Raw genomic sequence first — 26,760 nt, 5'->3', positions numbered from 1 at the left:
TAAGGCGGTTTTTCGTTTTTTTTCAGTCCAACCCACCGACAGAGCGGTCATACCAGCATGTCATCCATATTTCCCGGCGCTATAAACGATTTTATTGAGGGCAAGACCAATTCGGTCCGTGTTTTTAAGAGTGGACCTGCTACTCAGGCTTTTGTCGCTAATTCTCTGTTAGCGCATGGGCATAATGCTGTTATTGTAGTACCTGGGGCGGCCGAATTTAAGCAAATGCGGGCGCTTCTACAGCTTTTTTCCAAAAGAAAATCTAACCCAGAGACACCTGTATGGGAGCAAGATTGGATTGGTTTGCCTCCTTATCTTTCACGCAGGCCTGATGCGAATGCTTGGAGTGAGCGGTGGGCTGCACTATATGGGATGACCTACGGTAGTAAGCCTTGTGGCGTGCTTATGACTGCTGACAATTTGCTGCCCCATTGGCCTAGTGTTGATGTTCTTCGAGAAAACTGGGTTACCTTGTCAAAAGGCGAGGAGATGTCTCCGGATATCCTCCTTGATCAACTTGTTTCTTGGGGCTATGTGCGCCGCAAGTTGGTTTCTGAACCGGGCGATATGGCTATGCGAGGAGACATCCTTGATATACATGCTCCAGGCTATTCGCAGCCACTTCGTTTAGAGTTTTTTGGAGATATGCTGGAGGAAATTCGTCTTTTTGATTCAGCGACACAGCGCTCAAAGGCAGATTTGGCGGAAGTTGTGTTACTGCCTGTCTCTCCAGGTGTCACTACAGATTCTTATGCAGACGACGCTCGTGTGGTTTGGAGTAAACTGCGTAAGACCGGTGAAATCTCTGCTACAGAAGAGCACTCTCTGATAGATCGTCTTGAAAATAATGACGGGTTCGTGTGGCCAGGTATATATTACGCGAATCCTGTAGGTGTAGAGACCTATTTCCCTAAAAAATCGGTGTTTTTACTGTCCTCTGGTGGAGCTTTGCGGGCGCGATTAGAGGATCAGGGGCAGGCTTGGCGTGACTACGTTGACGAAGAAGCCCGGCAAAAAGGTGTTCGTTGGCCTTTTAGGTTTTTCTGTCGTACTTATGACACGGCTCGACAGGTTTGGCGAGAAAATCGTCAGATCGTATTTGAAGAACTTACTATAGGTAGTGAGCGGAACGGCATTGATCTGTCTGAGACGCCTTATAGTGATTTTACAGATCTGTTCTGGAAGCCAGATGCAACGCGTCGCCCGTGGTCTGCACTTATGGGTGGTTTAAAAGAATGGGGACGATCTTCTTTTCAAACCATTCTGAGCTTTAGGACTGAACGATCGCGTAAAAAGTTTTTGTCTCTTGCAGAACAAGAGCAGTTGCCGCTCAATCTTGATTACTCTCCCACAAAGCGTGGTTTGTTCGCTGTCGTTTCTCCTTTGCGTAAGGGGATGGAGCTTGGGTGGAGCCAGACTCGTATTTTGGGTGAGGAAGTTCTTCAACCCGAGCCACCAAAGGTTCATGCTGGTCACGATAAGGCATTTAAAGGCTTGGAGCGGTATGAAGACCTCAATGAAGGGGACTTGTTGGTCCATCGTGATTATGGTCTAGCTCAGTTTGGCGGATTGCACTCCATGAAGTTGGGAGATGCTTCCAATGACTATTTGCTGCTTTTCTTTTCTGGTGACGATAAACTGTATCTTCCTGTGGATCGGCTTAATTTGGTTCAGCGTTTCAAAGGGCCTGAGGGAGCTAAACAGCCATCTTTGGACAAATTGGGTGGCACACGATGGGCTAAGACCACTGCTCGTGTGCGAAAGGCTATTGAAAAAATAGCTCATGATCTTGTAGAAATGTATGCTTTTCGGCGAATTGCCAAGGGGTTCAGTTACGGACCTCTGGATGACATGTATTCCGAATTTGAGGCTACTTTCGGTTTTGAGGAGACGCCTGATCAAGATAAAGCAGTGAAGGATGTTTTCCGTGACATGGAAAAGCCAGAGCCTATGGATCGACTAGTCTGTGGGGATGTTGGCTTTGGTAAAACAGAAGTTGCCTTACGTGCTGCCTTTAGAGCTGCCTTGGAAGGACTTCAAACTGCGTTGCTTTGTCCCACAACAGTGTTAGCTGAGCAGCATTACCAAACTTTTCAAAAGCGCATGGAAGGTTTTCCTGTGCGCATTGGTTTGCTGAGCCGATTTGTTACCCGGAAACGTCAGAAGACTATTCTTGAGGCTGCCGCTCGAGGAGAAATAGATATATTGATTGGTACTCATCGCATCTTATCTAAAGATGTTGAGTTGCCTAACCTTGGTTTATTGATACTGGATGAAGAACAACGTTTCGGTGTTAAACATAAAGAAAAGCTTAAGCAGTTTAGGCAAAATATTGATGTTTTGACTCTGACAGCTACACCCATTCCACGCACCTTGCAGTTGTCTTTGTCCGGCATCCGTGGGCTCTCCGTTATTGAAACGCCGCCTGAAGATCGCAAGCCCGTGGAAACTGCCATCGCCGAAAGAGATGATTTGGAACTTAAGGCTATTCTACGTCGTGAATTAGATCGTGGTGGACAGGTTTATTGGGTATATAACCGCGTGAATGGTTTGGAGAGGGTTGCCGAATATGTGCGGAGACTTGCACCTGATGCCAAAGTGGGGATGGCTCATGGTAAGATGACCGAAAAGGTTCTTGAAGAAACTATGCGCGGTTTTTGGCATGGGGAACTGGATGTGCTCGTCTGTACTTCTATAGTCGAATCGGGTTTAGATTTCCCTAATGCGAATACTTTGATTGTGGACCAAGCTCAGCTTTTTGGTTTAGGGCAACTTTATCAGCTTCGTGGTCGAGTTGGGCGTTCAGATCGACAGGCGTACGCATATTTTGTAGTGCCGCATATAGATGATATTTCAGAAATTGTTCGCAAACGCTTGCGCATCATTCTGGACATGGATTATTTGGGTGCAGGATTTAAGATCGCAATGGAGGATTTGCGTCTTCGTGGTGCAGGGAATATTCTTGGTGAGGCGCAGTCCGGACAAATCGCTAAAATTGGTTTGGATCTTTTTCTCGAAATGCTCGAAGAAGAAGTGCGGAGAGTACGAGGCGAAGAGGCCTTGCGTGCATCTGAGCCAGAATTGAATTTTGTTTTCGAAGCACACATCCCTGGCGGTTTCATTCCTGATGCAAAAGAACGTCTGAGGTTTTATAAATTACTTTCAGCTGCTAAAGACGAGCTTTCTTTGCGTGAGCTAGAGGCCGAGATTAAGGATCGCTTCGGGCATTTGCCAGAGGAATTGGAGACCTTCTTGGGTGTTTTGCGTATAAAGCAAAGTCTTTCACTTCTTCAGGTAGATAGGGCGGAACTTTATCCTGGACGTGTGGTGATTTCTTGGGGAGACAATGTGATGCCTGTTAAGCCGGAACGCCTCATCGGTTGGGTTAATGATCGGGCGGACTATGCAAAAGTCTTACCGCCAGCAAAGTTGGAATTGCGTTTCAAGGATCCGGAATCCATGCGATTGGCTTTAGAGAACACTGCAGAAGAGTTGAGCATGCTTCTTGAGTCTGCAAACACAAAACTGCAGTAATAAAGATGTGAGTGTTGTGATGTTGCGCAAGGTTTTAATATTGGTTGCTATTCTTCTTGTTTTTGGCTGTTCAAATGAAGCTGATGACATGGGTATCATTGCTCGAGTGAATGGTGACCCAATTTATCTTTCTCAGTTAGAATTTCAGCATGATCAGTTTCAGGCAGACACAGCAGGTACGTACGTACCAAGTGTGGAGAAGCTAAGGGGTGAGTATGGTGATATCCTAACTGATCTTATTGTTCAGGAGTTAGTATTACAAGAGTTGGCGAAACGAGAATTGCCTGTGACTGAGCATGAGTTACTCAAAGCAGAAGAGGTAGTAAGGGCCGACTATCCTGAGGGCGCCTTCGATCAGATGCTAGTTGAGGAATATATTGACCTTAAAGCTTGGCGCAAACAGCTCAAGAATCATTTGGGTATGAAAAAATTCTTCCAGCAAGTGCTTAGGCCAAAGATCAAGATTGATTACAAAGAAGCGCAGCAATATTACCGTGAACATATCTCCGATTTTTATTTGCCAGAAAGTTTGCGCATTCTTGTAGTTCGGGGGCCAAGTCGAGAATTAGTTGGTAGGGCTGTTGAAAAATATATGGAAGAGCATGACTCGGGAAATCTTGCAACAGCCTTTGGCGAAGTTGAAGCCCGCGAGGTTGTTGTACGGGAGGGCCGACTGTCCGCTGCTTGGAAGAATGCCATTTCAGGTCTTGAGCCAGGGCAATCCAGTGGTGTGTTGACCGATCGTTTTGGTTTTGAAGCTCTCGTGTTGTTGGAACGGAGTCCGGCTAAAGTGTTGGCTCCAGCACAGGCGTATCCTCTAGTGGAGAAGGCGCTTTTGGAAATTAAATTGCGTGACGCTTTCGAAACGTGGTTGGCAGAAAGTGTGATAATTGCAAAGATTTCAGTCAGCAGTCACCTCTTGACAGAAGCTGCAGAGAATGTGGCGTCGCCGATTGCCGATGATGCTGATAGCAAAACGATGAAAGACGTTAACTTAAATGCGACTGATAGCTAAGTCGGCGCGTTCGTTGCATAGTTTTTACAAACAGACTAGAATCCGTCAAAAATAGATCGTTAAGCGCTCTCATGGGAGCGCGTTTAAGGAGTAATGCGTGTTCCGAAATATGACTTTGACTGTGTGGGCATTGGTCTTGCTTATGCCTATGACAGCCATGGCCGAAGAAGTGGTGTTTGATAGAATCGTTGCTAAGATTAACGATGAAATCATCACTCAGTACGACCTGGAAGAAGAAATGAAGCCCATCTATGCTCAGATCGGGAATCGTCAACTGAACGATAGAGAGAAAGACCAGTTGGCCAAGCTGCGCAAGCAGACATTGGAGCGCATGGTAAACGATGCTCTTTTAGCTCAGGAAATTGAGAAGTACGGAGTCGTTGTTTCTGATGACGTGATTGACAAGGAAATAGAAAAGGTAAAAGAAGAACGTGGGCTTACGGATGATGAGTTTCTTGAAATGCTCAAGAAAGATGGGGTGAACCTGTCTGAGTTTCGTCAGAAACTCAAGTTGATCATCGAGAAGCAAGAGCTTCTTGGATACATGGTACATAGTAAGGTTTTGGTAACTGATAGCGAGATTGAGGCTGAGTATAAGGCCCGTCGTGATGACTATGTGTTGGAGAAGCTGGTATCGTTGGCGATCATTATGCTTCCGTCTGATGTTGCTCCTCTTGAGGTGAAAAAGCGTATAGAAGATGGCGAGATGACTTTTGCCGAAGCCGCTGCCAAATATAGCATTGGACCGAATAAGGATGAAGGTGGTTCTATCGGTGAGGTTGAATGGGGGGATTTGGCTGACGACTGGAAGGATTCCATCGAAGGTGTTTCCGAGGGAGGAGTCTCTTCTCCTGTTACAGTTCAAGGCAAAGAGTCTCTTCTCTCGCCTGTTAAAATCGTCGAAGATCGTCTGGTCCCTCTGGAAGAAGTGCGAGATGATCTGTTTAAACAGTTGACCGAAGAGAAGCGTAATAAGATTTTCGAAGAGTATTTTGATAAGTTGAAGCAGAGTTCGGTTATCGAGTACATGGACTAGTATATATGGAAATGGAGACATTCATGAATTTTCAGGAAATGGGTGATGCTCTTCGGAAAGAGCGTGAACGGAAAGGGTTAACTATTGAATTGGTTATGGAAGCGACCAAGATAAGCCGAACTAATATTGTTGCCATGGAAAGTGGCGACAAGGCGGCCTTACCCCATCCTGTTTATGCCAAAGGTTTCGTGAAAAGTTATGCGCGTTATCTTGGTTTAGATTCTGATGAAATGGCTATGGTCGTGGATCGTGAGTATCAAGATGAGGCTGATGGACCTGAAGAAAAAATTTATGAAGTATCTCCTGCGGCTGAAAAAGCTTTTCAGGAGGGAGATTCTCCTGAAGTTAAGCGACGTTCCATTTGGCCTTTGGTGCTCGTACTTGTTGTACTTGTCGGTGTAGTCGTCTTGTTGGTGATGAATTTTAAGGCCAAGAATGACAATGAGATTGCATCAAGTGCACCTGCTATAGAGCAGGTTGATGAAGTTGATGTGCCTGATTCGCCTATAGCAGAGAATGAAGCTTATGAAGTTGAATCTTCTCAAGAAGATGCGCAGGTTGATTCGGTTGTAGAAGGTACGACTGTGAAGGACGGGGAGGTTGTTGAAGATGAGGTGTCTCAAGTAGAAGACTCAGCCGAGTCAGAGATGCCTCAGGCAGCTTCTGAGGTAGAAATTGAATCGGCTGCAGGTTCTCAGTCTGAGTCTCAGCCTGAACTCTCAGCGATTACTCCTGATGAATCAACGCCTGAAGTGACAAGGCAAGAAAAGCAGAAGTATGATCATATGCTGGTCATTCGTGCAACTACTGAAAAGGGATGCTGGATTGGCGTGTGGCGCGGAGATGAAACCAAGATGGCGCGAGATTTCGTGCTCAAGCAGGGTGAGCCTTTACGTCTTATGTTTAATAGCCCTCGTCGTATTCGCATTGGCAATGTTGCAGGTGTAACCGTAACGTACAATGGTACCCCATACGCATTGGATAATACTCAGGGTAACATTCAGACTCTCCGGTTTGGCATGGAGTAGGGCTCTCATTTTAATAATATGTTGGAGGTGGCATGAATGCCACGGAAAAGGCCCTTGTATTAAAGGTCGGGCGTTTTCGCGAGGCGGATGTTTGGGTTCGCCTTCTTACTCCTACTAGAGGCGTGTTCAACGCCTTTGCTTTTGGTGGCAGTCGCAGTCGTCGTCGCTTCGTTGGCTGTCTTGATCCTCTCAGCCACGTCCTTTTCACAATTGGTACTAGCAAACGAGGCGATTATACGGTCCTTGAAGAAGGGGCATTGCTTCATAATTTTCCTGAAATTCGAAAGGATTCCCTTCGCACTGGTATTGCTGTCAATTGCGTCAAGTTTGTTGAAGCTGTGGAAGTGGAACCGTCGGATAGTGCTCCCGCTTACGAACTTTTGCTAGAGACATTAATGATGCTGGAATTGGGGGGTGGCAGTACAGACTTCGTCCCATGGCTTTTCAGGGCTAAGCTAGCTTTTGATATGGGGTTTACACCGGACTTTTTAGTGTGTGGGGCATGTGGCATGCCAGTGGGCATGGAAAACGGGTATCAATTTGGTGTCGAAAAGGGGCAGGTTGCCTGTGCCTCTTGTCTTTCGGTCGGGAAACCGTTACAGGGTCTTGCTCGACCAATTTCTACTGGCGTGTTGCGTTCACTCGATTGGATTCAGCAAAGTCGGCCCTCAGATTGGGCCAAAGTTGCCATGGACGCGGAGGTGCGCCGGCAAACCAGCCAGTTGGTCGAACTGTTCGTTGCCTATCACCTGGGTTTGTCCTGGGATAATGGTATGTATAAAAAGGTATGAGTTGGAGAAGCTGATGAATTTTCAGAATGTTATTTTAACACTTCAGGATTTTTGGTCCAAATACGGCTGCGCTGTTGTGCAGCCTATGGACATTGAGTGTGGTGCGGGTACTTTCAATCCGTCAACCTTTTTCCGTGTGATCGGTCCCGAGCCGTGGAAGACAGCTTACGTGGAACCATCCCGACGTCCTACTGATGGTCGGTACGGTGAAAATCCAAATCGCTTGCAGCATTACTACCAGTTCCAGGTTATCCTGAAGCCGTCTCCGGACAATATCCAGGAACTCTACCTAGAATCATTGTCTGCACTTGGTATTGATGCCAAGGCTCATGACATTCGTTTTGTTGAGGATGACTGGGAATCTCCGACTCTTGGAGCATGGGGGCTTGGTTGGGAAGTATGGCTCAACGGTATGGAAGTAACCCAGTTTACCTACTTTCAGCAGGTTGGTGGCATCGATCTCAAGCCTGTGTCCGTGGAAATCACTTACGGACTTGAGCGCATCTGCATGTACTTGCAGGAGAAGGAGTCTGTCTACGATTTGAAGTGGAATGACGAGATCACCTACGGTAATGTCTTCCATCAGAACGAAGTGGAGATGTCCAAGTACAACTTTGAGCTTTCCAACGCAGATATGCTGTTTGACCTCTTCAACAAATATGAGGCCGAATGCCTTAATCTCTGTGAAGAAGGTTTGCCCTGGCCTGCATACGACTGCTGCCTGAAGTGCTCCCATTCTTTCAACATGCTGGATGCCCGCGGTGCCATTTCCATCACCGAGCGCGCTACATATATTGGTCGTGTCCGTAATTTGGCGTCCAAGATCGCCCGTCTCTACGCAGATCAGCGTGAGGAAATGGGCTACCCCATGTTGAAGAAATAGGCTTACCACGCGAATTTACAATAAAAGAGTATTAAAATGGCCGAATTCATACTGGAAATCGGAACCGAGGAAATGCCTGCTCGCTTTGTGCCGAAGCTGGCTGCGGAACTTAAAGAGACCTTTGCCAAGTTGCTGGATGAAGCCATGGTGGAGAATGGTGGAGTGGCCACTTATGCCACGCCACGTCGCATCACCGCGCATGTAGCCACCATTGCTGACACACAGCGTCAGGAAGAGGAGACCGTCACAGGCCCGCCTACTCGCATTGCCTATGATGAAGAGGGCAACTTGACCAAAGCTGGCGCTGGTTTTGCGAAGACCCAGGGTGTCGATGAAGCCGATCTGTTTAAGATGGACACCGGTAAAGGGGAATACTTGGCAGCTAGGAAGGTTGTCGGTGGTGGCAAGACTTTTGAGATTCTCCCGGAAATTTGCCTCAAGGCTATTTCCGTTCTTTCCTTCCCTAAGAAGATGCGCTGGGGCAATTATGACTACGCCTTCGGTCGTCCGCTACGTTGGCTGCTGGCATTGCTGGATGCCGATGTCGTGGAATTCTCCATTGAGAACATGACTGCAGGGCGCACTACCCGTGGCCATCGCGTTATGGGACATGGTCCGCATACCGTCAATTCTACTGCTGATTATTTTTCTATCATTGAGAATGACTGCAACGTTGTCATTGACCCTGAGGTTCGCAAGCAGACCATCGTGGAAGAGGGCAACCGCCTCGCCAAAGAATTGGGGGGCGAAATTGTCTGGACTAACGGTTTGCTGGAAGAAGTCGCCAACCTTGTTGAATTTCCCATGCCGATCATCGGTGATATCGATGACCTCTATCTTGAACTGCCTCGTGAGGTTCTGCTGACCTCCATGCAGTCTCATCAGAAGTCCTTTGGTGTGCAGGGACCTGATGGCAAACTTATGCCGCACTTCTTGACAACCCTCAATTTGGAACCCACTGATGTGGCTCTGGTTAAGAAAGGGTGGGAGCGAGTGCTTAAGGCTCGCCTTGAGGATGCACGCTTCTTCTGGGAAGCTGATACTAAGGTTAAATTCCAGACTTGGCTCGATAAGCTCGAAAATGTGGTCTTCCTTGGTCCATTGGGCTCAGTGGGCGACAAGGCCCGTCGTATTGAGATCCTGTGTGGCAAGCTTGCTGAAAAGCTGGGTGAATCCAAGTCTATTTTGCCTGGCGAGATTGAAAAGTACGCCGAGGCCGGACGTCTTTCTAAGGCGGATCTCGTTTCCGAGATGGTTATCGAGTTTGATTCCTTGCAAGGTAAGATGGGTGGTATTTACGCTGAACGCGCTGGAAAGAGTGAGATTGTTTCGCGCGGTATCTACGAACAGTACCTGCCTGCTGGTCCAGAGACTCCGGTGCCGTCCAGTCTTTCTGGTGCACTTGTATCCATGGCCGATAAGGTCGACACAATGGCTGGATGCTTTGGTCTGGGTAAAAAGCCTACCGGAGCCAACGATCCATATGCGCTCCGCCGCTGTGCTCTTGGTATCGCCCGTATCATCATGGAACATGAGCTGGATATCGACCTGAAGGTTTTTATCAAGGCCGCCCAAGACGCATACAGCAAAGATATCAAGTGGAAGGTTGAGCAGGATGAATCTTTCGTCAACCTGTTGGATTTCTTTGGGCAACGTCTCCGTGCCTACTTCACAGGCATGGGCTTTGACACCCGTGCTGTTGATGCAGCTCTGAGTGCAGACTTCAATGATATTCGTACCCTCAAAGTTCGCCTTGAAGCGTTGTCCGATTTCACTAAAGAAGAGGATTTTGAACAGGCCGTACTGACTTTTAAACGTGCTGCCAACATCATTCGCAAGCAGGGCGATGAGGCAGGTCAGGAGCTGTCAGGGGCCTATTCTCCTGAGCTTTTCGAGGGAGATGCTGAAGCCGCGTTTGGTACAAAGTTGGAGGAGATGGCTCCTCGTTTTGACGATCTGTGGGAGAGCAATGATTTTGCCGGCCTGATGGGGCTCCTGCGCGAACTTCGTCCAACCGTAGATGCTTTTTTCGATAATGTTATGGTCATGTGCGATGACGTGGATGTCCGTTTGAATCGATTGAATCTGCTTAAGGCTCTGGTAGATAAGCTGGGCCGTCTTGCCGATTTCAATGCGTTGCAAGTTTAGGTTTCGTCTAGAAAATGCTTGACATCGGAGGGAGAGTCCATATAAAAGGCACTCCCTTTGGGAAGAATCGCAAGCAATAGCTTTTTAATAGATAATAAATTTGATCAGGAGAAATTACCTTGGCTAATCACAAATCCGCCCTGAAAAGGCATCGTCAGAGCTTGAAGCGTCGCGCCCGCAACCGTATTTCCAAGACCCGCATCAAGAACACCGTTAAGGCTGTTCGTGTTGCTATCGAGGAAAATGATATTGCAAAGGCCAATGAGGCCCTTAAGGTTGCTACCTCTATCCTGGACCAGGCTGCCCGTAAGAAGGTCATTCACGCCTCCCAGGCTAAGCGCCGCATCTCTCGCCTTCAGACTGCCATCAACAAAATCGAAGCTTAGTTTCGATTAGGTCGCTACAGTCTTTTGTAGCCCGCTACGCATTTGCGTAGCGGGCTTTTTCCGTTGCAGTTTTATACTCTTAGTGAATTCAATCATATTTCAATGGTGTCAAAATATTAAGGAGTATTATGTCCGATTCAGCATAGTTTTTCTGTGCTACTTGGGGCTCCATCTAGCTAACTTTAAGGAGTGACATGATGAAACATTTGGCTTTGATCTCTCTTATGTTGTTGTTGATGGTAGCAATGGCGAATGCCAGCGATGTGACGTGTAAGTCATCTTATGGCGACGGCAAAGTTGTTTACAAGGTGGCCACAGGCAGCCCCGGAGAACTTGGCCTACTGAAAGTCTTGGCTGAAGCCTTTAACGCCAAGCATGGGACCACCATGTGTTGGGTGAAGGCCGGATCAGGTAAATCTCTCAAACTTCTCAAAGCTGGGCAGGTTGATGCTTGTATGGTGCATGCTCCTGCCGCAGAGAAGCTGGCTGTGAAAGATGGTTGGGCTGTTGGACGAACTTTGATTGGTTCAAATGAATTTTATATTGTTGGTCCTAAGAATGATCCCGCAGGCATCTCCAAGGCCAAGACTGCTGCTGATGCCTATGCCCGTATTGCCAAAGCTAAGCATCCTTTTATGTCTCGTGGTGATAATTCTGGAACCAATAAGAAGGAACTTGCTATTTGGGGTAAGGCTGGCATCATACCTTCAGGTGATTGGTATATCATCACCAAGGCATTTATGATGGCTACTTTGAAGCAAGCGAATGAAATAAATGGTTATTTTATGACCGATAGCAGCACTTGGGTTGCCGGTAAGAAAGAGATGGGTAATCTGAAAGTGTTGTTTCGTGGAGATCCGTTCCTCATCAATACATACCACGCTCTCGCTATGCCTAATGGGGCGCCGAATCATGAACTTGCTATGAAGTTTATTAACTTCCTCGGATCGAAAGATGGTCAAGCAATCATCGAAAATTATGGAAAAGATTTGTATGGTGAAGGTATGTATAACGATGCCGAGTACGCCAAACAATATGATCACTAGTTTGATTTGATAGAGAAGAAAAAGGGGAGCATCATGCTCCCCTTTTTTATGAATAACGTTAAGCAGGCTCATATTATTACTTTAGCGGCCTTCATTGGCGATCTCTTCTAATTCAGCCATGTTCAAGATCGTGATTTCTTTGCCGTTGATTTCAATAATTTCTTGTTCGCTGAATTTTTTAAATATACGTGAAAGGGTTTCCTGAATAGTTCCGAGGTAGAAGGCTATTTGGCCTTTGGGGAGATCTAGTTTGAAAGTATCAGATTCTTGTGAAGAGCGGAGTAAGAGTAAATAAGAGGCCACTCTAGAGGGAGCCTCTTTGAGGCTGAGGTCATCAATCTTATTTACAAGAATTCTAAGCTTCTGGGCAAGCATTGCCATCATTTTCATGGCGAGATCTGGGTCTTCTTTGATCATGTTCTCAAATTCTCTGCGAGGGAAGAACAGGGCTTCACATTTCTCGATGGCCTGACCGTGGGCAGGGAAGGTGCCTCCTTCAAACACAGGAACCTCACCAAAGGCTTCACCTGGACCAAAGACGTGTAGAATTTGCTCTTTGCCAGAAGGAGATGTTCGGAAAATTTTCACGCGTCCTTTTATAGGAGCAAAAAAACCATTTGCGGGGACATCTGCTTCAAAAAGAATCTGTCCCTTGTCATACTTTTTTATAATGGATATTTCTGCAAGCTTGTTGAATTTCTCTTGAGGCAAACCCTCGAAAAACATTACGGATTTAACGGCGTCCAGTTTGTCCATTTCAAAAAAGTCTCCTGATTTTGTGATGTGATTTGCATAAGTTGACCTAAGTCATGGTTCCCGTCAAAAAAAATCTCCATATTGAGGGCGAAGGAAACGAGAAATGAAGCGATCCATTCTGGCTATACCCATCTTCGCGTTGTTGCTTTTGGGAGCGCATGCTCTTCGGCAAGGCGACTTCGGACTGACTGCAGCCTTCGCGCTCATGATCGGATTGATATTCACCCGCCAGGCTTGGGTCAGGTTGATCCTCATAGCGACATTGTTGTGGGGCGGATGTATATGGGCTGATACAACCGTGGAGTTTATTCGTTTCAGGCAGGCTTTGGATATGCCTTGGAAGCGTCTGGCGTACATAATGGGCGGACTTATCGTTTTTGATGCCTTGGCGATTTGGGCTCTGCTCGGCCAAACCTGCCGTGAGTTCTTTGACAGGAATGAAATACAAGCGACAACCCGAGCTGTCATGTTCATATTGGTGGTGTTTGGTCTCACCGTGGCCCGGTCTAAGGTTTCGTTCCCCATCTTGTTGGCGGACAGATATTTTCCTGGCTGGGGCTGGTTGGAAATCATGCTCCTTGGCTTCTATGCACAGTGGATCGGCGGCAAGATGTTGCCCCCTAAGGGACACCGAGTCTGCCGTCCTCGTCTCTGGGCAATGTTCTCCGCAGTTTTTTTTGGGCAGTTGGCATTGGGCTTGATGGGCATGAACGAGATGCTTATGACCGGTAACCTCCACTTGCCTGTACCTGCGCTTATCGCTGCCGGTCCGGTTTTTCGGGGAGAGGGCTTCTTTATGATCATCCTCTTCTCCGTAACTTTGTTACTGGTAGGACCTGCATGGTGCAGTCATCTGTGCTACATTGGAGCATGGGATGATGTCATGAGTCGTTTGGGGCCGCGCCCAGCTCATAATGCGCTGCTCAGCCGGTTGAGTGTGGCAAGTCGTATGATCACGCTGATTCTATGTATCGGTGCCGCATTACAGATGCGGTCCATGGGCATTCCGGGCGTGACCGCAGTGAGCTACGCTGCTGTGTTCGGATTGATTGGCGTCGGTATAATGGTCTTCATCTCCCGCAAGGCGGGCATGATGACCCACTGTACGGCCTTCTGCCCTATGGGGTTGGTCGCAAACGTGTTTGGCAAGATTTCTCCGTGGCGAATTCGTGTGGGCAGCGACTGTACTAAGTGCGGAGCATGCTTCACTAGGTGTCGCTACAACGCGTTGGACGAAAGCAGGGTGAAACTGGGTAAGCCCGCCATCTCTTGCACCATGTGTGGCGATTGTGTGTCCGCGTGTGTGCATAAGCAGATCAGCTATCGTCTCCCCGGCCTTTCTGCTGAAAATGCCCGAACTTTGTTCATTGTAATTGTTGTGAGTCTCCACGCTATTTTCCTTGGTGTGGCACGAATATAATTTTATTGAGAAAACCAGAGAGAGGTATACATTATGGCTCTGAGAAAAATGATCACCATCGACGAAGATTTGTGTAACGGTTGCGGTGAATGCGTTCCCTCTTGTGAGGAAGGCGCTCTGGCCATTGTGGATGGCAAGGCAAAGCTCGTGAAGGAAATCTATTGTGACGGTCTGGGCGCATGTCTGGGAGATTGCCCTACTGGTGCGCTCAAGGTGGAAGTCCGCGATGCAGAGGATTTTGACCCCGAAGCTGTTGCCGAACACCTGAAGTCGCAGGGCCGTGCGGTCCCCGATCACATGCCTAGCCCCGAGAGCTTGCGTCTGGATAAGCCTGCGGGCGGCCCTAAGCCTATGGGCGGTTGCCCCGGCTCAGCCGTGCAGTCCTTGAGTCCCTGTGGTCAGGCTAATATCCCTGCAGCACAGGCTCCGGCAGCCGGTTCAGCTCTGAGTCACTGGCCTGTACAGCTGCGCCTTGTGCCTCCGGCAGCACCGTTCCTTAAAGAGGCTGATCTGCTGCTGACTGCTGACTGTGTGCCTGTTGCCTGTCCTGATTACCACTCCAAGTTCCTGGCTGGCCGTGTGGTCTTGATGGGGTGCCCCAAGTTCGACAACCAGATGGAGTACGTTGAGAAGTTGGCTGCAATCATCGGTGAGAATGACTTAAAGTCTATCACTGTGCTGGAAATGGAAGTGCCGTGCTGCTCTTCTATGAGTACTATTCTCGGTGAAGCTGTGAAGCGTGCAGGAAAGGCTCCTTCAACCACCCGTGTGACAATTTCCCGTACTGGCGGCGTCCTAGAGATGGTTCCGCTGAATTTCTAGCCAAGGAGGCTGGACATGAAGAAGATAGAACTGTTTGAAGAACATGGTTTCAAGGATTTGACCTTTTCCAACTATTTGGTTCATGAATCGGAGTTCATGAAGGTGATCAACTTCAACTTCAAGGCAGGACAGCAACTGCCAGTTCACTCCCATGATTTGGAAGGGGAGCTGACCTTGACTATCCTGGAAGGTGAGGGCGAATTCCTCGGCGCAGATGGTGTGTCCATGCCTGCCCATATCGGTGATGTATTGGTGTCCGAGATTGCGGAACCGCACGGAGTCAAGGCCATCACCGACATGCGTGTGCTGGTCACTATTGCTCCTCCGATTTAAATCGATGGATAATAAACCTGCTTACTTGAAGCTATTATTCCAATCCCGCGCGTGGTATGAAACCGTGCGTCGGGATTGGATTTTTACTTTACTCAATCAAAATGTACCAAGAGATGCCAATGGAAATAGAAGAATATATCAAAACATTGCCCGAGGGGGCCTGCCGTCCTTGTGGTAAAGGGCGTTATTCTCTTATAGCCCGGACAAAGTTGGGCGATGTTTCTGCCGAGCAATTGGACGTCATTAACGGTGTGGTAAAGGAGTTTGGTCTGCCCGGCATCCGGGTGACTGGCAAGCAGAGCATCCAGTTGCTCGATATCCCGGTGAATCATTTACAGGACGTGGTTGAGCGTCTTGGTAATATCGGGGATACTTGTAAATACTTTGTGCAGGCATGTCCTGGCACCCGGGCGTGTCGATTAGGTATGCAGGATTCTTTTGCCTTTGCTGCTAAGCTAAGGGATTTTCTTAACACTTTTGATCTGCCTGCAAAGTTAAAGTCCGGTGTTGCTGGATGCTCCATGTGCTGTGCTGAGCCCTTTGTTCGGGATATTGGGTTGGTTGGCACTAAGAAAGGGTGGACCGTGGTCTTTGGCGGCAACGCCGGCAAGACCGTGCGCAAGGCTGACGTGCTGGGTGAAGGTTTGAACGAAGAAGAGGCCTTTGCTGTCATCGGTAAAGCACTTGATTTTTACCGTGAAAACGCCAAAAAGAAAGAACGCACTGCGCGATTTGTCGAGCGTGTCGGCTTCGATGCGGTATTGGAAGCCATACATGGCTCGTAATTATCTTCTCTTATAGGAGTTTCTGAAATGAGTGAGAAAGGTTCTCCCAAGGGAGCGATTCTTCAGCGTGACAAAAAGACCTACGCCATTGTCCCTCGTACACCTGTGGGGTTGGTGAATCCTGACGTTCTCGAAGCTCTGGCCCGTGTCGGCAGAAAATTTGAAGTACCAATTATGAAGATTACTTCCGGTCAGCGTATTGCTCTTGTCGGCTTAGAAGAAGAGCAGGTCGACGCTGTTTGGGAGGATCTTAAGATGGACATCGGTCCGGCTGTCGGTTTGTGTGTTCACTATGTTCAGGCCTGTCCAGGTACTGAAGTTTGTAAATTCGGTGTGCGTGATTCTCTTGGGTTTGGTTTAGAACTTGAAGAAATGTTTGTGGGCAAAGAACTGCCAGCCAAACTCAAAGTGGGAGTGTCTGGTTGTCCCATGTGTTGCGCAGAAAGTTATGTGCGTGATATTGGTCTCATCGGCAAGAAGAAAGGGTGGACCATGGTTGTGGGCGGTAATGCTTCGGGTAAGCCGCGCATTGCGGACGTACTGGCCGAAGACTTGTCTCGAGCCGAAGCCATTGAACTTGTCGGTCGGTTTATGGAATATTATAAGGATAATTCAGCCAAGCGAAGCCGGTCTTCACTGCTTCTTAAAAAGGTTGGCATTGACGCAGTTAAGGCTGCTATTCTATAAGACTCACCGAATTATTTGATCGAACGCATCGTAGGCGGTCCCGCATGAGCCGGACCGCCTACGTTTTTGATTTGTGCGACTTGGTTAGCCTGTTTTCTCGTGGTATTGCACTGATTTTGAAAGACGGGTACAACTCTTGAGGTTGCGCATTCTCATTTCTAAGGAGAGCACCATTGCGGATCATAATTATCGGCGCCGGCGAGGTCGGCTATCACGTAGCACAGCGACTTGCTGTTGAGAATAAAGAAGTAGTGGTTATCGACAAGAGTTCTGAGGCGCTCAGGAAGTTGGCTGAAGCTTCTGATGTGCAGACAATCCAAGGTTCTGGCAGTAGCCCTGAGATCTTGGAGCAAGCTGGTATTTCAAAGGCGGACATATTTCTAGCAGTCACTGACAGCGACGAGATCAATCTTATCGCTTGTTTTTTTGCTAATATGCTTGCAGGACCGGAAGTCACAAAACTCGCCCGGGTTCGAAGCGGTATGTATACTAGCTACAAGCACCTGCTAATGGATGAAGGGGCTGGCATTACCAAGATCATCAATCCTGATGAAGAAGTCGTAAACTCTGTGTTGCGCCTGATGAGTGTTCCTGGCGCTGTCGAAATCAACGAATTTGCCGAAGGAAAGATACGTCTGATTGGAATCAATCTTCCTGACGATAGCCCGGTCATGGGCACTAAGCTTCTTCACCTGCGTGAAAAGATTGGCGACGAACTCGGTATCGTAATCGCAGCACTGGTGCGTGACGGAGAACTCATTATTCCCAGCGGTCTTGATGAGATTAAGCCAGGCGATGTGGTTTATTTTGTGTGCGATATCCGTGACCAGGAGGAGATTGTAAAGCGGCTTGGCATCGATGTTGAGCCTGTACGTGAGGTCATGATTATCGGCGGTGGTAATATTGGCTACAAGCTCGCCAAGGCTTTAGATAACAAGTATTATCATACCCGTTTGCTGGAGAATCGGCAGAAGCGGTGTGAGTTCCTTTCTGAACGCTTGGATCGACCTATCGTTTTGATGGGTGATTCTACCGATCAGGAAATTCTTCGGGAGGAGAATATTCAGGATATGGATATGGTTATCTCTGTTACTGGCGACGAGGAAACCAACATCCTGACCTGTTTGCTTGCCAAATCCCTTGGGGCAAAGCGTACTGTAACTCGAGTCAATAATTTTGGATATATGCCTCTTATCGAGCCTATAGGTATTGATTATGTGGTTTGTCCTCGTCAATCTGCAATTAACTCGTTGCTTCATTTTATTCGACGAGGAAAAATCATTTCTTCTGTGAATATCCGAGGAGAAGAAGCAGAAGCTTTAGAAGCCGTTGCGCATGATGGATCTCCCATTGTTGGTAAGGCTGTCAAAGATATCAATTTCCCTCGTGGGTGTCTGATCCTTTGCTTCCAGCGTAAGGATGAGGTTGTTATTCCTCGAGGTGATACTGTGGTAGAGCCAGAGGATCGTCTTATTATTATTTCGACTCGGCAGAACATTCCTAAAGTGGAAAAAGTGCTGACCACGACAGTGGAGTTCTTCTAGATGCGTTGGAAATACGTCCTTCACGTCATTGGCGCATTGATCGCATGTGTGGGGATGACCATGGTTCTTCCGTTGGCGTGGGCCTTTTATTACAAAGATGGAACCGCAACTCCTCTTGCTTTGTCGATGGCTATTACTATCGCTATCGGCGTACTGTTGTTTTTTGCTTTTCGCGACCCAGAGGCATCCAAGTCATCCTCTGTTATGACCCATCGTGAGGGGATGGCTATTGTTGCTCTTGGCTGGTTTGCAGCAGGGGCTTTTGGTGGGTTGCCTTTTTATCTTGGTGGGACTTTTGAATCTGTTGTTGACTGTGTATTTGAATCCCTATCAGGCTTCAGTACGACAGGGTCGTCTGTCCTGTCCGATATTGAGGCTGTGCCTCGTAGCATCCTGTTTTGGCGGAGCTTGACACACTGGCTTGGTGGTATGGGTATTATCGTGCTTTCTCTCGCGATTCTGCCATTCCTCGGTGTTGGCGGTATGCAGTTGTACAAAGCGGAAGTGCCTGGTCCTGTGCCTGATAAGCTTAAGCCCCGTATCAAAGATACGGCCATGACGCTCTGGAAGGTTTATGTCTTATTTAGTGTGATTGAAACTATTCTGCTCATGCTCGGCGGTATGGATTTCTTTGATGCCACTTGTCACACTTTTGGAACAATGGCGACTGGCGGCTTTTCAACCAAGAATACTTCTGTTGCCGCATTCAATAGTGCTTATATCGACTATGTCATTACTGTGTTTATGTTCATCGCGGGTGTAAACTTTTCCCTGCACTATTTGCTTCTCAAGTGGCGTCCCAGTGTCATGTGGAAAGACCCAGAATTCCGAGTCTTTACAGTAATGACTTTAGTGTTTGTAAGTATACTGACTATTTCTGTATACTCTGCTGGTAATTACGATAGTATTTCTGAAGCTGTGCGTTACACTTCATTTCAAGTGGCCGCTATTTTGACTACTACGGGTTTTGCCACTGCAGACTATGAATTGTGGCCTGGTATTACCCAAGCTATCCTGTTGTTTTGCATGTTCGTGGGAGGGTGTGCCGGTTCGACTGGAGGCGGCATGAAGGTCATGCGAATAATGGTCTTATGCAAGCATTCCTACAAGGAGCTTTTCCGTCTGATTCATCCCCGTTCAGTCAATCGGGTTAAGATGGGCAAGACTGTTGTTCAAGACGATGTCATTACTGGTGTCTTTGGCTTCTTTATTTTGTGGATAGGATTATTCGTGTTGGCAGCCTTTATTGTGGCAGCAACAGGAGTGGATGTTGTTACTTCATTTGCTGCATCTCTTGCATGTATAGGTAACATTGGTCCTGGTATTGGTGGGGTTGGTCCGACAGACAATTTTGCTTGGCTGCCGGATACCGCTAAATGGGTACTAACATTTTGTATGGTGTTAGGACGATTGGAAATCTATACGGTTATTATCCTGTTTGTGCCAGAGTTTTGGCGCAAATAGTTTTTCTAAATCAAATGAAGAGGGGCGCTCGACTTGATCGAACGCCCCTCTTTTTTTGTGATTTGAACTCTGCTTTAATATCTTTAAGGCAGAGTGTTATAATAGCTTTAAAAGAAAGCTTATTTTCTAGAGAATCAATGGCATTTACCCCAAAGCATTTTGTGGTAATGGCTTTACAAAGAGTAAACTCTAGTCGGCCCGATAATGACAACCTTTAGTTTCTCTATTTCGAAGGGCTGCCAAGGTGATGATATAGGCTGCCTGGGAACCATGAAAAAGGTCGATGATTGGCTTACTAAGTGCTGTATCGCTATAGAAATCTTGTAAGTCTTTAGTGAGCTTGCGCAAGTCGGAAAAAGCGCGGTTCAAGCGTCCTTGAGTTCGGGACACCCCAACATAGTTCCACATAGTGTTTCGGATGCGTGCCCAGTCTTGGGCGATGAGTGCGGGGTCTTCGTCATGGATATCACGACCAGGAATCCAGTCGGGTATGGAGTCGTTGAGTTTACGTCCCAACTTGGCACTCTTTGTCATACGGGATGCTATATCTTGGCCGGTGCTGTGGCCCCATAGCATACCCTCCAATAAAGAAGTTGAGGCCAGGCGATTCGCTCCGTGAACACCTGTGCAACTGCATTCGCCTGCAGCATACAGATTGTCTAGAGTGGTGCGCCCACGATTATCCACAAGTATGCCACCACAGAAGTAATGTGCGGCCGGCACGACGGGCACGAGATCCTTTTTCATATCCACACCAATCTGTTTGCATCGTTGGTAGATGGTGGGAAATCTTGTTTCAACATCTTTCTTGACACCTGACGTGTCGAGGTAGACGCAATCTTCACCTGAATGAAGCATCTCGTCCATGATAGCGCGAGTGACAATGTCACGCGGAGCTAAATCTGCACGGGGATCGTGTCGCTTCATAAAGGGGTCGCCCTTGGAATTTACTAGGACAGCTCCTTCGCCACGAACCGCTTCGGATACAAGAAATCGACGTTCACCTCGCTTGGAGCCTCCAAACATTGCTGTGGGGTGGAACTGGATGTATTCGCAGTTCATGAGCCGCGCTCCAGCACGAGATGCCATGGCTAAACCTGAACCAATGGAACCAGTTGTGTTGGTGGTGTGGAGATACACTTGTCCAATGCCACCAGTGGCTAAAACTGTGTGTTTTGCCAAAATGGTTTCCACTTTGCCAAGCTCCTCGTTAAAAACATAGGAGCCAACACATTGGTTGGATAAGCTGTACTTGAAATCTAAGTGCTTGGCGTGGTGCTGGGTTGTTAGGAGGTCGATTGCTGTCCGCTTGGTTAATACTCGGATGTTGGGGTGCGATTCTACCTCGCGAGCTAGTACATCCATAATGTTTCTACCTGTGTGGTCATCACAGTAGAGGATGCGGGCAAGGGTATGTCCACCTTCTTTGGTCAGGTACCAATCACCGGGCTCGCGTTGGTTGAAAGGAATTTGATACTTATCGAGAAAAACGTCTTTCAGAACTTCAGGTCCTTTTCTACAAAGAAAGCGAACTGCACGGGTGAAGTTGTGTTTCCATCCCGCGGTTAAGATGTCCTTTTCCAGAATACGTGGATCATCATCTTCGCTACGGTAGACTATGCCTCCTTGAGCCAGAGCCGTATTACCTACATAAAGCGTTTCACCTGCAGTGATTACGATAACGTCGAGCCCTTTTTCGGCCAAGGTGAGTGCGGCCACACCACCTGCAATACCGGAGCCGATGACTAGTGCATCACAATTGAGACGGAAATCCATCATGGTCAACCTCGTAGGGTTGATAGGTTATGCACACACTTTCAGCATGCGTTCGAGAGCGATTCGAGCTGTTTTTTTTATCTCCTCATCGACATCCACAGGAGTGGAGTTGTCGATATCTTTGAGAAGTGCAGCTAGATTGTCCACAGTGATCTTACCCATGTCCTCACAGAGACTGACGGCCAATGGCTTGATCACTTTCGTTTCCTTATGTTGGCTAGCGAGCCTGTTCACAAGGTTTGTTTCTGTGCCAATATACACAGTGGATCCTGCTGGGGCTTCGTTTGCATACTTGATGAGAAAGGTAGTGGAACCATTGCCGTCTGATGCCTTGACGACTTCCTGACCGCACTCTGGGTGAACTACGATTTTCGCTTCAGGTTCATTCTCGCGAATGGTCTTGATGGAATCAAGGGTGAAATCCTGATGGATAGGACAGTAACCGGGCCAAACAATGAGTTGTTTGTCTTCGGCGGTTGACGGATCTATATGGAGTTCAGGATCGCCTTCTATAACCCCTTCGGACAAAACGAGACGCTTGCTCTTAGGGATTTCCAGTAGATTTGCTGTGTTGCGTGCGAGCTGTTTGTCGGGAAGAAAAAGGACTGCGTCCCCTTGCTTAAGGGCCCATTCCAACATCGTCTTAGCGTTGGCAGAGGTGCAGACAGACCCGTCGTACCGACCAACCACACCTTTCACTGCAGCGGAAGAGTTAACGTAGGTGAGGGGGATTACCTTGCGACCATTCTTTTGGAGAATCTCAAGTGTCTTCTCTACTCGATTTGCCTCAGCCATGTCAGCCATTGGGCAGGTGGCGGAGGTGTCAGGAATGTGAATTTTTTGGTTTTGTCGGCGCAGGATGGCAGCAGATTCTGCCATAAAATAAACACCACAAAAAACTATGTGTTCGGCATCCAACTGGCCAATTTGACGGGCCAATTCTAGAGAGTCTCCCCGGATGTCGGTAAAATTAATGATATCATCGGATTGGTAGTGGTGCCCAAGAATAACGAGCTTGTCGCCCATTTCTTTTTTGATTTGGGTGATTGTTTTGATGGAATCTTCCACAATTTTCCTCTCTAGCTTAGCGGTATGAATTGCATGCTGAAGTCACTTGACGGTGCCGAGTGGGTCAGTTTGCCAACCGATATGTAATCCGGGCCGATCTCTGCCACTTTGCGAATATTATCTAAATTAATATTGCCGCTTATTTCGGTCTCGATTGAGTCAGGGATAATGCTTAGGGCTTTTGTTGCTGTCTCTGTATCCATGTTGTCCAACATAATTCGTTGGATTTTACACTGGATTGCTTCTTCTACCTCTTCCAGATTACGGCATTCTACCTCGATGGGGGGGCACGGAGAGTGGGCATTCAAGAGCGCCTCCACCGCCTTGGTGATGGAGCCTGCACGATCAATATGGTTGTCTTTTAGCATGAGCATGTCAGACAATGTCAGGCGGTGATTTTTGCCTCCACCAGCAAGTACTGCATATTTTTCAGGGAAGCGAAGTCCAGGGAGGGTCTTTCTTGTATCCAGGAGTTGTGTTTCCGTGTCCTCAATAGCTTTGACATATTCTGCTGTCATGTTCGCTATTCCGGAAAGGTGGCAAAGGAAATTCATGATAACCCGTTCGGCTTTGAGTAACTGAATCGCTGGGCCTTGTAGAGCAGCCACCATGGTGCCTTCTGACACCAGCTCTCCGTCATCAACATTGAGATGGCATTGGCAATCTTCCCCTCCAAACTCTAGAACCATAGGGATAATTGGAAGGCCTGCCACTATTGTGTCCTGTTTTGCAACAATCATGGCTTGTGCCATGTCATTTTCAGAGAAAAGCCCCAAGGATGTTAAGTCTGCGCCGTCTTCCGCTAAAGCAATGCGGATAGTTGCGAGAAGGAACATGCGGGCTTCTGCTTGGAAAAAATCATCGAAGGTGTTGGTAGACATTATTCTCTTCCATTATAAAGTAATGTAACTGTTGGCAAGTAAAGCACGTTCTGACTTTCGTCAAGAGGTGGGGCGGTTGATGAAACATTTCACAAATATATAACGCGATCAATGTCCTATTGTTTTGACCTTGAAGTGGATTTGGGCTAGGTCTTCTCCCCATGAGCGTGAAAGAGGAAATTCGAGAACAAGAGAATGAGATTGTCGACGGTTTGACCGCCGCCGAGATCGAAGCTCAGCACCCTGCCGATGCTGCCGAGACGATAGAAGGGCTCGACATTGCAGATCAGGTTAAATTTATCAAGCAGCTTCCCACCAAGGACGCTGCAGATTCCATTGCGGAGATGGAAAATCATGATCAGAAGGTGCTAATTCAAAGTCTTAATCGAGGACTGGCTGCTCGCATTGTGGAACAAATGTCTCCCGATGATGCGACCGACCTTCTTGAAGAATTGGATTATGAGCTCCAGCAGGCTCTTTTACGCCGGGTGCCCGCCGAAGATAGGGCAGAACTTAAGACGCTCCTGACCTTTGATCCGGATACCGCCGGTGGTGTCATGAACATCGAGGTGGTGATTTTAGATCAGGACCTTACTGCGGACCAGGCAATTGCTAAGCTTCGTGAAGAGGTCGAAGACAAGGAAATTCCCTACTACGCATATCTGACTGACGCTAAGGACCGCCTTGTTGGGGTTGTCTCTCTGCGTGACCTGCTTCTTGCAAAGCGTGGTGTTGTTCTCAAAGAACTGGTCAAGACCCAGAATTTGATTACAGTAAGTTATAGCGTGGACAGGGAAGAAGTGGCGCACCTTATTGCACACTACAACCTGCTCGCACTTCCTGTCGTGGATTTTGGTAACAGGCTCCTTGGTGTCGTAACCGTTGATGACGTCATTGACATCATTCACGAAGAGGCATCAGAAGATATGCAGACTATGGTTGGTGCTGGTGCGGATGAAACCACGGATTCTCCGTGGTTGTATTCTGTGCGTATGCGTTTACCATGGCTTGTTATCAATGTACTTTTCTCAACCTTTTCCGCTTGGGTCGTTCATCTTTTTGAAGGCAATATCGCACAGATGGCCTTTCTGGCCGTACTTATGCCGTTGGTGGCAAATCAGGCGGGCAATACAGGCCAGCAAGCCCTGGCTGTAATGATCCGTCAGCTTGCGATGGAGCGTTTTGACCGTAAGCGTGCGTGGATTGCAGTGCTGCGTGAATTGCGTATCGGATTACTGAACGGGATGATCATTGCAACATTGGTTGTCTCCGCGATTTATTTCACGACAGGCAAGCCTGTGTTAGCCTCTGTGATGGGGCTGGCTTTGGGACTGGATATGATCCTTGGCGCTCTTGCAGGTGCGTCCATCCCACTGGTGCTAAAAGAGATGGGACGAGATCCTGCTCAGGCCTCGAGCATCTTCCTGACCACCATAACGGACTCCATGGGATTTCTTCTGCTATTGGGTCTTGCTGGGCTGGTCTTGCTCTAAGCGTCCACAGAGATAAAAAATAAAATCCGTCCCGATTTTTATCGGGACGGATTTTCTCATTGTGTGTCGTTATTGTTGACTAGTCTAGGCCTAAGGAGGCGAGCAGGTCGTCCACGTCGCCCTGGTTAGTGTCTGTTTGAGGGCCGGAAAGTTTGGAAGTGGCTTCTGACTTGGCTTCTTCGGAAAGACTGTCGATATCCTTCTCCGGTTCTTCCTCTCTTTGCTTGATCATAAGGCCTGTTGAGAGCATGACTTCACGCACGATTTTTTCAACTTGGCGGATGGAGTTAATAATGATTTTGATACGCTGGCCGGTCAAATCTTGGAAGCTGAGCGTTACCATGATGGTGGACAGATCCATTCCTAATGTGTCGTTGATTTCTTTGAGTTTTTCACGGTCCTGTTTGGTAACACCACCAGACTCGAACCCCTTAACAATCTTTGCAACAGAACCCTGGAGTTCTTGAAGATTCTCAACGATGTCTATGATCTCAACGGCAGCTTTTTCTGTGGTTTTTAGTACTGCATCGAGTTGGTCTGAAGTTTCGCTAAAGAGCTCTTCCGGGTCGATATCGGCTGCGATGCTCTTGATTTCTCTGCCTCCACGAGCAGCCTTGACCTCTTGGTAGATTTGCTTCAGCCCGTCTTGGAGATCATCATTCACACGTCGGTAGAACTCTCCTTCGAGGAGGGATTTGGAAAGATTTTTAGCAATTTCCTTTTCTACGGCAGAGGTGATGGAGTCCTTGAGGCTCTCAACAAGCTGCTCGGAAACTTCTTCCATCATCTCTTTGACGAGTTCTTCGTTGCCGGTCATGTGATGCTCCTAAAGCTATTTTTTGGAGTTTCTGATCTGTTCTCGTTGCTGTTGAAAAACGAATTGGACAATGGCTTCCATGTCTGACTCTCGTGTATCAACAAATTCGAATCGGTAGAGCCCTGTATCTTCTTCTTTTCCAACTATGCGCCCTTTGCTGCTAGCCATACGCAGGGGGAGTTGGCTCAGCATCACAATGACTTCCAAGGGGCAGTTTTTTTCAACTTGGTCCTTAGTGCGAAATTTTACCCCGGCAGCAGAGAGTTCGAGGATTTCAATATCTACAGGGAAGTCGCTTCGTATATAGTCTTTGCTAAGAAGGCCGAGGATTCGGTCAAGTTTACGGTCCATCTCACCAAGGAATGCGGTCAGATCATCTGGAAGCTTACTGTTTCGAAACAGGGTCTCGCGATTGCACACATCCTCAACAGAGTCGCTCGTAAATAACTGTGGCGACTCAATAGACTGCATGTAACGAGCGTATCCTTTGAGTCGCACTGGTACGCGGGAGAAAGTCCGTTTTTCTTCACTCATACCGATCCCCTGAGATTGATCGTTTACTGTCTATTTTCATCCAGATCTAAGGTCATGGCCTTGACCGGACAGACGCGGGTACACATGCCACAAGCAGAGCATTTGTCCACGTCGAAAACAACTGTCTTATCACTCTTTTCGAGGTATAGGGCATCCGTAGGACACATAGCTGTGCACAGGCCGCAGTGGACACAGGATTCTTCGTTGCGAAAAATCTTGTGGGCAACTGGAGTGATGCGAATACCATTCTCTTTGAGATAGCCGATACCCTTGTGAAAGTCTTCTTCCAGGCCGGAGACTTCCAGAGTCATGGAGCCTTCATGACGAGGGCTTATGTCCGCCTTCAGAATGTTGAAGTTAAGGTCGAATAACCTAGTGAGGTTGCACACGACGGGGCGCCCAGAGGACTCCGGGGGAAAACTGAGATAGACGATTTTTCTAAAACCTTTGATCACTTCTTTCATAATAAATCCTGAATGAGCAGTATTGCATAGCGGGACGTTACATCGCAAG

The 26,760-nt window shown here is 47.8% G+C and carries 24 protein-coding genes; 17 read left to right on the top strand and 7 right to left on the bottom strand.

Features of this window, described 5'->3' with window-relative positions; translation table 11 throughout:
• Positions 1–57 precede the first annotated feature (57 nt).
• The 9 genes from mfd to HFN16_RS15965 all read left to right on the top strand — a co-directional run bounded on the left by mfd (position 58) and on the right by HFN16_RS15965 (position 11,867).
• Complete coding sequence (gene mfd, locus HFN16_RS16005) at positions 58–3,534, top strand: transcription-repair coupling factor (RefSeq protein ID WP_168891708.1); 3,477 nt, start codon at positions 58–60, stop codon at positions 3,532–3,534.
• Positions 3,535–3,553: 19 nt separating this feature from the next.
• A complete protein-coding gene (locus HFN16_RS16000) occupies positions 3,554–4,549 on the top strand; it encodes a peptidylprolyl isomerase (RefSeq protein WP_168891707.1) in 996 nt (331 codons plus the stop codon).
• A 97-nt stretch (positions 4,550–4,646) separates the two neighbouring features.
• Positions 4,647–5,585, top strand: coding sequence for a SurA N-terminal domain-containing protein (locus tag HFN16_RS15995; RefSeq protein WP_247648360.1), 939 nt, complete (start codon positions 4,647–4,649; stop codon positions 5,583–5,585).
• Positions 5,586–5,608: 23 nt separating this feature from the next.
• Positions 5,609–6,613, top strand: a complete 1,005-nt coding sequence (locus HFN16_RS15990; protein WP_168891706.1) for a helix-turn-helix domain-containing protein — start codon at positions 5,609–5,611, stop codon at positions 6,611–6,613.
• A gap of 32 nt (positions 6,614–6,645) precedes the next feature.
• Positions 6,646–7,404 (top strand): DNA repair protein RecO, encoded by a 759-nt coding sequence (gene recO / locus HFN16_RS15985; protein WP_168891705.1) that lies wholly within the window; start codon positions 6,646–6,648, stop codon positions 7,402–7,404.
• 13 nt (positions 7,405–7,417) lie between these two features.
• A complete protein-coding gene (gene glyQ / locus HFN16_RS15980; RefSeq protein WP_168891704.1) occupies positions 7,418–8,287 on the top strand; it encodes a glycine--tRNA ligase subunit alpha in 870 nt (289 codons plus the stop codon).
• A gap of 36 nt (positions 8,288–8,323) precedes the next feature.
• Positions 8,324–10,435, top strand: a complete 2,112-nt coding sequence (gene glyS, locus HFN16_RS15975; protein ID WP_168891703.1) for a glycine--tRNA ligase subunit beta — start codon at positions 8,324–8,326, stop codon at positions 10,433–10,435.
• Between the two features lie 119 nt (positions 10,436–10,554).
• Positions 10,555–10,821 (top strand): 30S ribosomal protein S20, encoded by a 267-nt coding sequence (gene rpsT / locus HFN16_RS15970; protein ID WP_168891702.1) that lies wholly within the window; start codon positions 10,555–10,557, stop codon positions 10,819–10,821.
• Positions 10,822–11,015: 194 nt separating this feature from the next.
• Complete coding sequence (locus tag HFN16_RS15965; protein WP_168891701.1) at positions 11,016–11,867, top strand: substrate-binding domain-containing protein; 852 nt, start codon at positions 11,016–11,018, stop codon at positions 11,865–11,867.
• 81 nt (positions 11,868–11,948) lie between these two features.
• On the opposite strand, the gene HFN16_RS15960 is transcribed toward HFN16_RS15965, so the two are convergent.
• Positions 11,949–12,623: a Crp/Fnr family transcriptional regulator gene (locus tag HFN16_RS15960; protein ID WP_168891700.1), complete on the bottom strand. Its 675-nt coding sequence runs from the start codon at positions 12,621–12,623 to the stop codon at positions 11,949–11,951.
• Between the two features lie 103 nt (positions 12,624–12,726).
• Here HFN16_RS15960 and HFN16_RS15955 point away from each other — a divergent pair, with 103 nt between their 5' ends.
• The 7 genes from HFN16_RS15955 (at position 12,727) to HFN16_RS15925 (ending at position 19,678) form a co-directional block, all read left to right on the top strand.
• The gene (locus HFN16_RS15955; RefSeq protein WP_168891699.1) at positions 12,727–14,043 is read left to right on the top strand and encodes a 4Fe-4S binding protein; all 1,317 of its coding nucleotides are present in this window, start codon (positions 12,727–12,729) and stop codon (positions 14,041–14,043) included.
• Positions 14,044–14,073: 30 nt separating this feature from the next.
• Entirely contained in the window at positions 14,074–14,865 is a 792-nt protein-coding gene (locus HFN16_RS15950) for a 4Fe-4S binding protein (protein ID WP_168892393.1), read from the top strand.
• A 15-nt stretch (positions 14,866–14,880) separates the two neighbouring features.
• Positions 14,881–15,198 (top strand): cupin domain-containing protein, encoded by a 318-nt coding sequence (locus tag HFN16_RS15945; protein ID WP_168891698.1) that lies wholly within the window; start codon positions 14,881–14,883, stop codon positions 15,196–15,198.
• Positions 15,199–15,317: 119 nt separating this feature from the next.
• Positions 15,318–15,983: a nitrite reductase gene (locus HFN16_RS15940; protein ID WP_168891697.1), complete on the top strand. Its 666-nt coding sequence runs from the start codon at positions 15,318–15,320 to the stop codon at positions 15,981–15,983.
• 27 nt (positions 15,984–16,010) lie between these two features.
• The gene (locus HFN16_RS15935) at positions 16,011–16,670 is read left to right on the top strand and encodes an NAD(P)/FAD-dependent oxidoreductase (RefSeq protein WP_168891696.1); all 660 of its coding nucleotides are present in this window, start codon (positions 16,011–16,013) and stop codon (positions 16,668–16,670) included.
• A 173-nt stretch (positions 16,671–16,843) separates the two neighbouring features.
• On the top strand, positions 16,844–18,214 hold the full coding sequence (gene trkA, locus HFN16_RS15930) for a Trk system potassium transporter TrkA (RefSeq protein ID WP_168891695.1): 1,371 nt from the start codon (positions 16,844–16,846) through the stop codon (positions 18,212–18,214).
• Entirely contained in the window at positions 18,215–19,678 is a 1,464-nt protein-coding gene (locus tag HFN16_RS15925; RefSeq protein WP_168891694.1) for a TrkH family potassium uptake protein, read from the top strand. It abuts the gene before it with no gap.
• Positions 19,679–19,867: 189 nt separating this feature from the next.
• On the opposite strand, the gene nadB is transcribed toward HFN16_RS15925, so the two are convergent.
• Genes nadB through nadC form a run of 3 tightly spaced genes read right to left on the bottom strand, consistent with a single transcriptional unit; the run spans position 19,868 to position 23,403 of the window.
• Entirely contained in the window at positions 19,868–21,457 is a 1,590-nt protein-coding gene (gene nadB / locus HFN16_RS15920; RefSeq protein WP_210772209.1) for an L-aspartate oxidase, read from the bottom strand.
• Between the two features lie 24 nt (positions 21,458–21,481).
• Positions 21,482–22,522, bottom strand: a complete 1,041-nt coding sequence (nadA, locus tag HFN16_RS15915) for a quinolinate synthase NadA (protein WP_168891693.1) — start codon at positions 22,520–22,522, stop codon at positions 21,482–21,484.
• 11 nt (positions 22,523–22,533) lie between these two features.
• Positions 22,534–23,403 carry a carboxylating nicotinate-nucleotide diphosphorylase gene (nadC, locus tag HFN16_RS15910; RefSeq protein ID WP_168891692.1) on the bottom strand — a complete coding sequence of 290 codons (870 nt, stop codon included), beginning with the start codon at positions 23,401–23,403 and terminating at the stop codon, positions 22,534–22,536.
• A 161-nt stretch (positions 23,404–23,564) separates the two neighbouring features.
• Between nadC and mgtE the strand changes: the two genes are divergently transcribed.
• Positions 23,565–24,896 carry a magnesium transporter gene (gene mgtE / locus HFN16_RS15905; protein ID WP_168891691.1) on the top strand — a complete coding sequence of 444 codons (1,332 nt, stop codon included), beginning with the start codon at positions 23,565–23,567 and terminating at the stop codon, positions 24,894–24,896.
• 79 nt (positions 24,897–24,975) lie between these two features.
• Here the strand turns inward: mgtE and HFN16_RS15900 are convergent, their stop codons facing one another.
• The 3 genes from HFN16_RS15900 to HFN16_RS15890 are packed head-to-tail and all read right to left on the bottom strand — an operon-like array spanning position 24,976 to position 26,711.
• On the bottom strand, positions 24,976–25,713 hold the full coding sequence (locus HFN16_RS15900) for a protein phosphatase CheZ (RefSeq protein WP_168891690.1): 738 nt from the start codon (positions 25,711–25,713) through the stop codon (positions 24,976–24,978).
• Between the two features lie 15 nt (positions 25,714–25,728).
• Positions 25,729–26,247 (bottom strand): PilZ domain-containing protein, encoded by a 519-nt coding sequence (locus HFN16_RS15895; protein WP_168891689.1) that lies wholly within the window; start codon positions 26,245–26,247, stop codon positions 25,729–25,731.
• 23 nt (positions 26,248–26,270) lie between these two features.
• Positions 26,271–26,711: an NIL domain-containing protein gene (locus HFN16_RS15890; RefSeq protein ID WP_168891688.1), complete on the bottom strand. Its 441-nt coding sequence runs from the start codon at positions 26,709–26,711 to the stop codon at positions 26,271–26,273.
• Positions 26,712–26,760: the final 49 nt, after the last annotated feature.

Source organism: Pseudodesulfovibrio sp. zrk46, from assembly GCF_012516435.1.
Lineage (GTDB): Bacteria > Desulfobacterota > Desulfovibrionia > Desulfovibrionales > Desulfovibrionaceae > Pseudodesulfovibrio.
The sequence above is the reverse complement of the archived record's forward strand: the minus strand, read 5'-3'. Positions and strand labels throughout refer to the sequence as shown.

What these genes read in the sequence shown, in the direction of transcription:
- mfd (WP_168891708.1), top strand. Translation starts at nt 58, where the DNA reads ATGTCATCCATATTTCCCGGCGCTATAAACGATTTTATTGAGGGCAAG.
- HFN16_RS16000 (WP_168891707.1), top strand. Translation starts at nt 3,554, where the DNA reads ATGTTGCGCAAGGTTTTAATATTGGTTGCTATTCTTCTTGTTTTTGGC.
- HFN16_RS15990 (WP_168891706.1), top strand. Translation starts at nt 5,609, where the DNA reads ATGAATTTTCAGGAAATGGGTGATGCTCTTCGGAAAGAGCGTGAACGG.
- recO (WP_168891705.1), top strand. Translation starts at nt 6,646, where the DNA reads ATGAATGCCACGGAAAAGGCCCTTGTATTAAAGGTCGGGCGTTTTCGC.
- glyQ (WP_168891704.1), top strand. Translation starts at nt 7,418, where the DNA reads ATGAATTTTCAGAATGTTATTTTAACACTTCAGGATTTTTGGTCCAAA.
- glyS (WP_168891703.1), top strand. Translation starts at nt 8,324, where the DNA reads ATGGCCGAATTCATACTGGAAATCGGAACCGAGGAAATGCCTGCTCGC.
- HFN16_RS15965 (WP_168891701.1), top strand. Translation starts at nt 11,016, where the DNA reads ATGATGAAACATTTGGCTTTGATCTCTCTTATGTTGTTGTTGATGGTA.
- HFN16_RS15960 (WP_168891700.1), bottom strand. Translation starts at nt 12,623, where the DNA reads ATGGACAAACTGGACGCCGTTAAATCCGTAATGTTTTTCGAGGGTTTG.
- HFN16_RS15955 (WP_168891699.1), top strand. Translation starts at nt 12,727, where the DNA reads ATGAAGCGATCCATTCTGGCTATACCCATCTTCGCGTTGTTGCTTTTG.
- HFN16_RS15945 (WP_168891698.1), top strand. Translation starts at nt 14,881, where the DNA reads ATGAAGAAGATAGAACTGTTTGAAGAACATGGTTTCAAGGATTTGACC.
- HFN16_RS15940 (WP_168891697.1), top strand. Translation starts at nt 15,318, where the DNA reads ATGGAAATAGAAGAATATATCAAAACATTGCCCGAGGGGGCCTGCCGT.
- HFN16_RS15935 (WP_168891696.1), top strand. Translation starts at nt 16,011, where the DNA reads ATGAGTGAGAAAGGTTCTCCCAAGGGAGCGATTCTTCAGCGTGACAAA.
- HFN16_RS15925 (WP_168891694.1), top strand. Translation starts at nt 18,215, where the DNA reads ATGCGTTGGAAATACGTCCTTCACGTCATTGGCGCATTGATCGCATGT.
- nadB (WP_210772209.1), bottom strand. Translation starts at nt 21,457, where the DNA reads ATGATGGATTTCCGTCTCAATTGTGATGCACTAGTCATCGGCTCCGGT.
- nadC (WP_168891692.1), bottom strand. Translation starts at nt 23,403, where the DNA reads ATGTCTACCAACACCTTCGATGATTTTTTCCAAGCAGAAGCCCGCATG.
- mgtE (WP_168891691.1), top strand. Translation starts at nt 23,565, where the DNA reads ATGAGCGTGAAAGAGGAAATTCGAGAACAAGAGAATGAGATTGTCGAC.
- HFN16_RS15900 (WP_168891690.1), bottom strand. Translation starts at nt 25,713, where the DNA reads ATGACCGGCAACGAAGAACTCGTCAAAGAGATGATGGAAGAAGTTTCC.
- HFN16_RS15895 (WP_168891689.1), bottom strand. Translation starts at nt 26,247, where the DNA reads ATGAGTGAAGAAAAACGGACTTTCTCCCGCGTACCAGTGCGACTCAAA.
- HFN16_RS15890 (WP_168891688.1), bottom strand. Translation starts at nt 26,711, where the DNA reads ATGAAAGAAGTGATCAAAGGTTTTAGAAAAATCGTCTATCTCAGTTTT.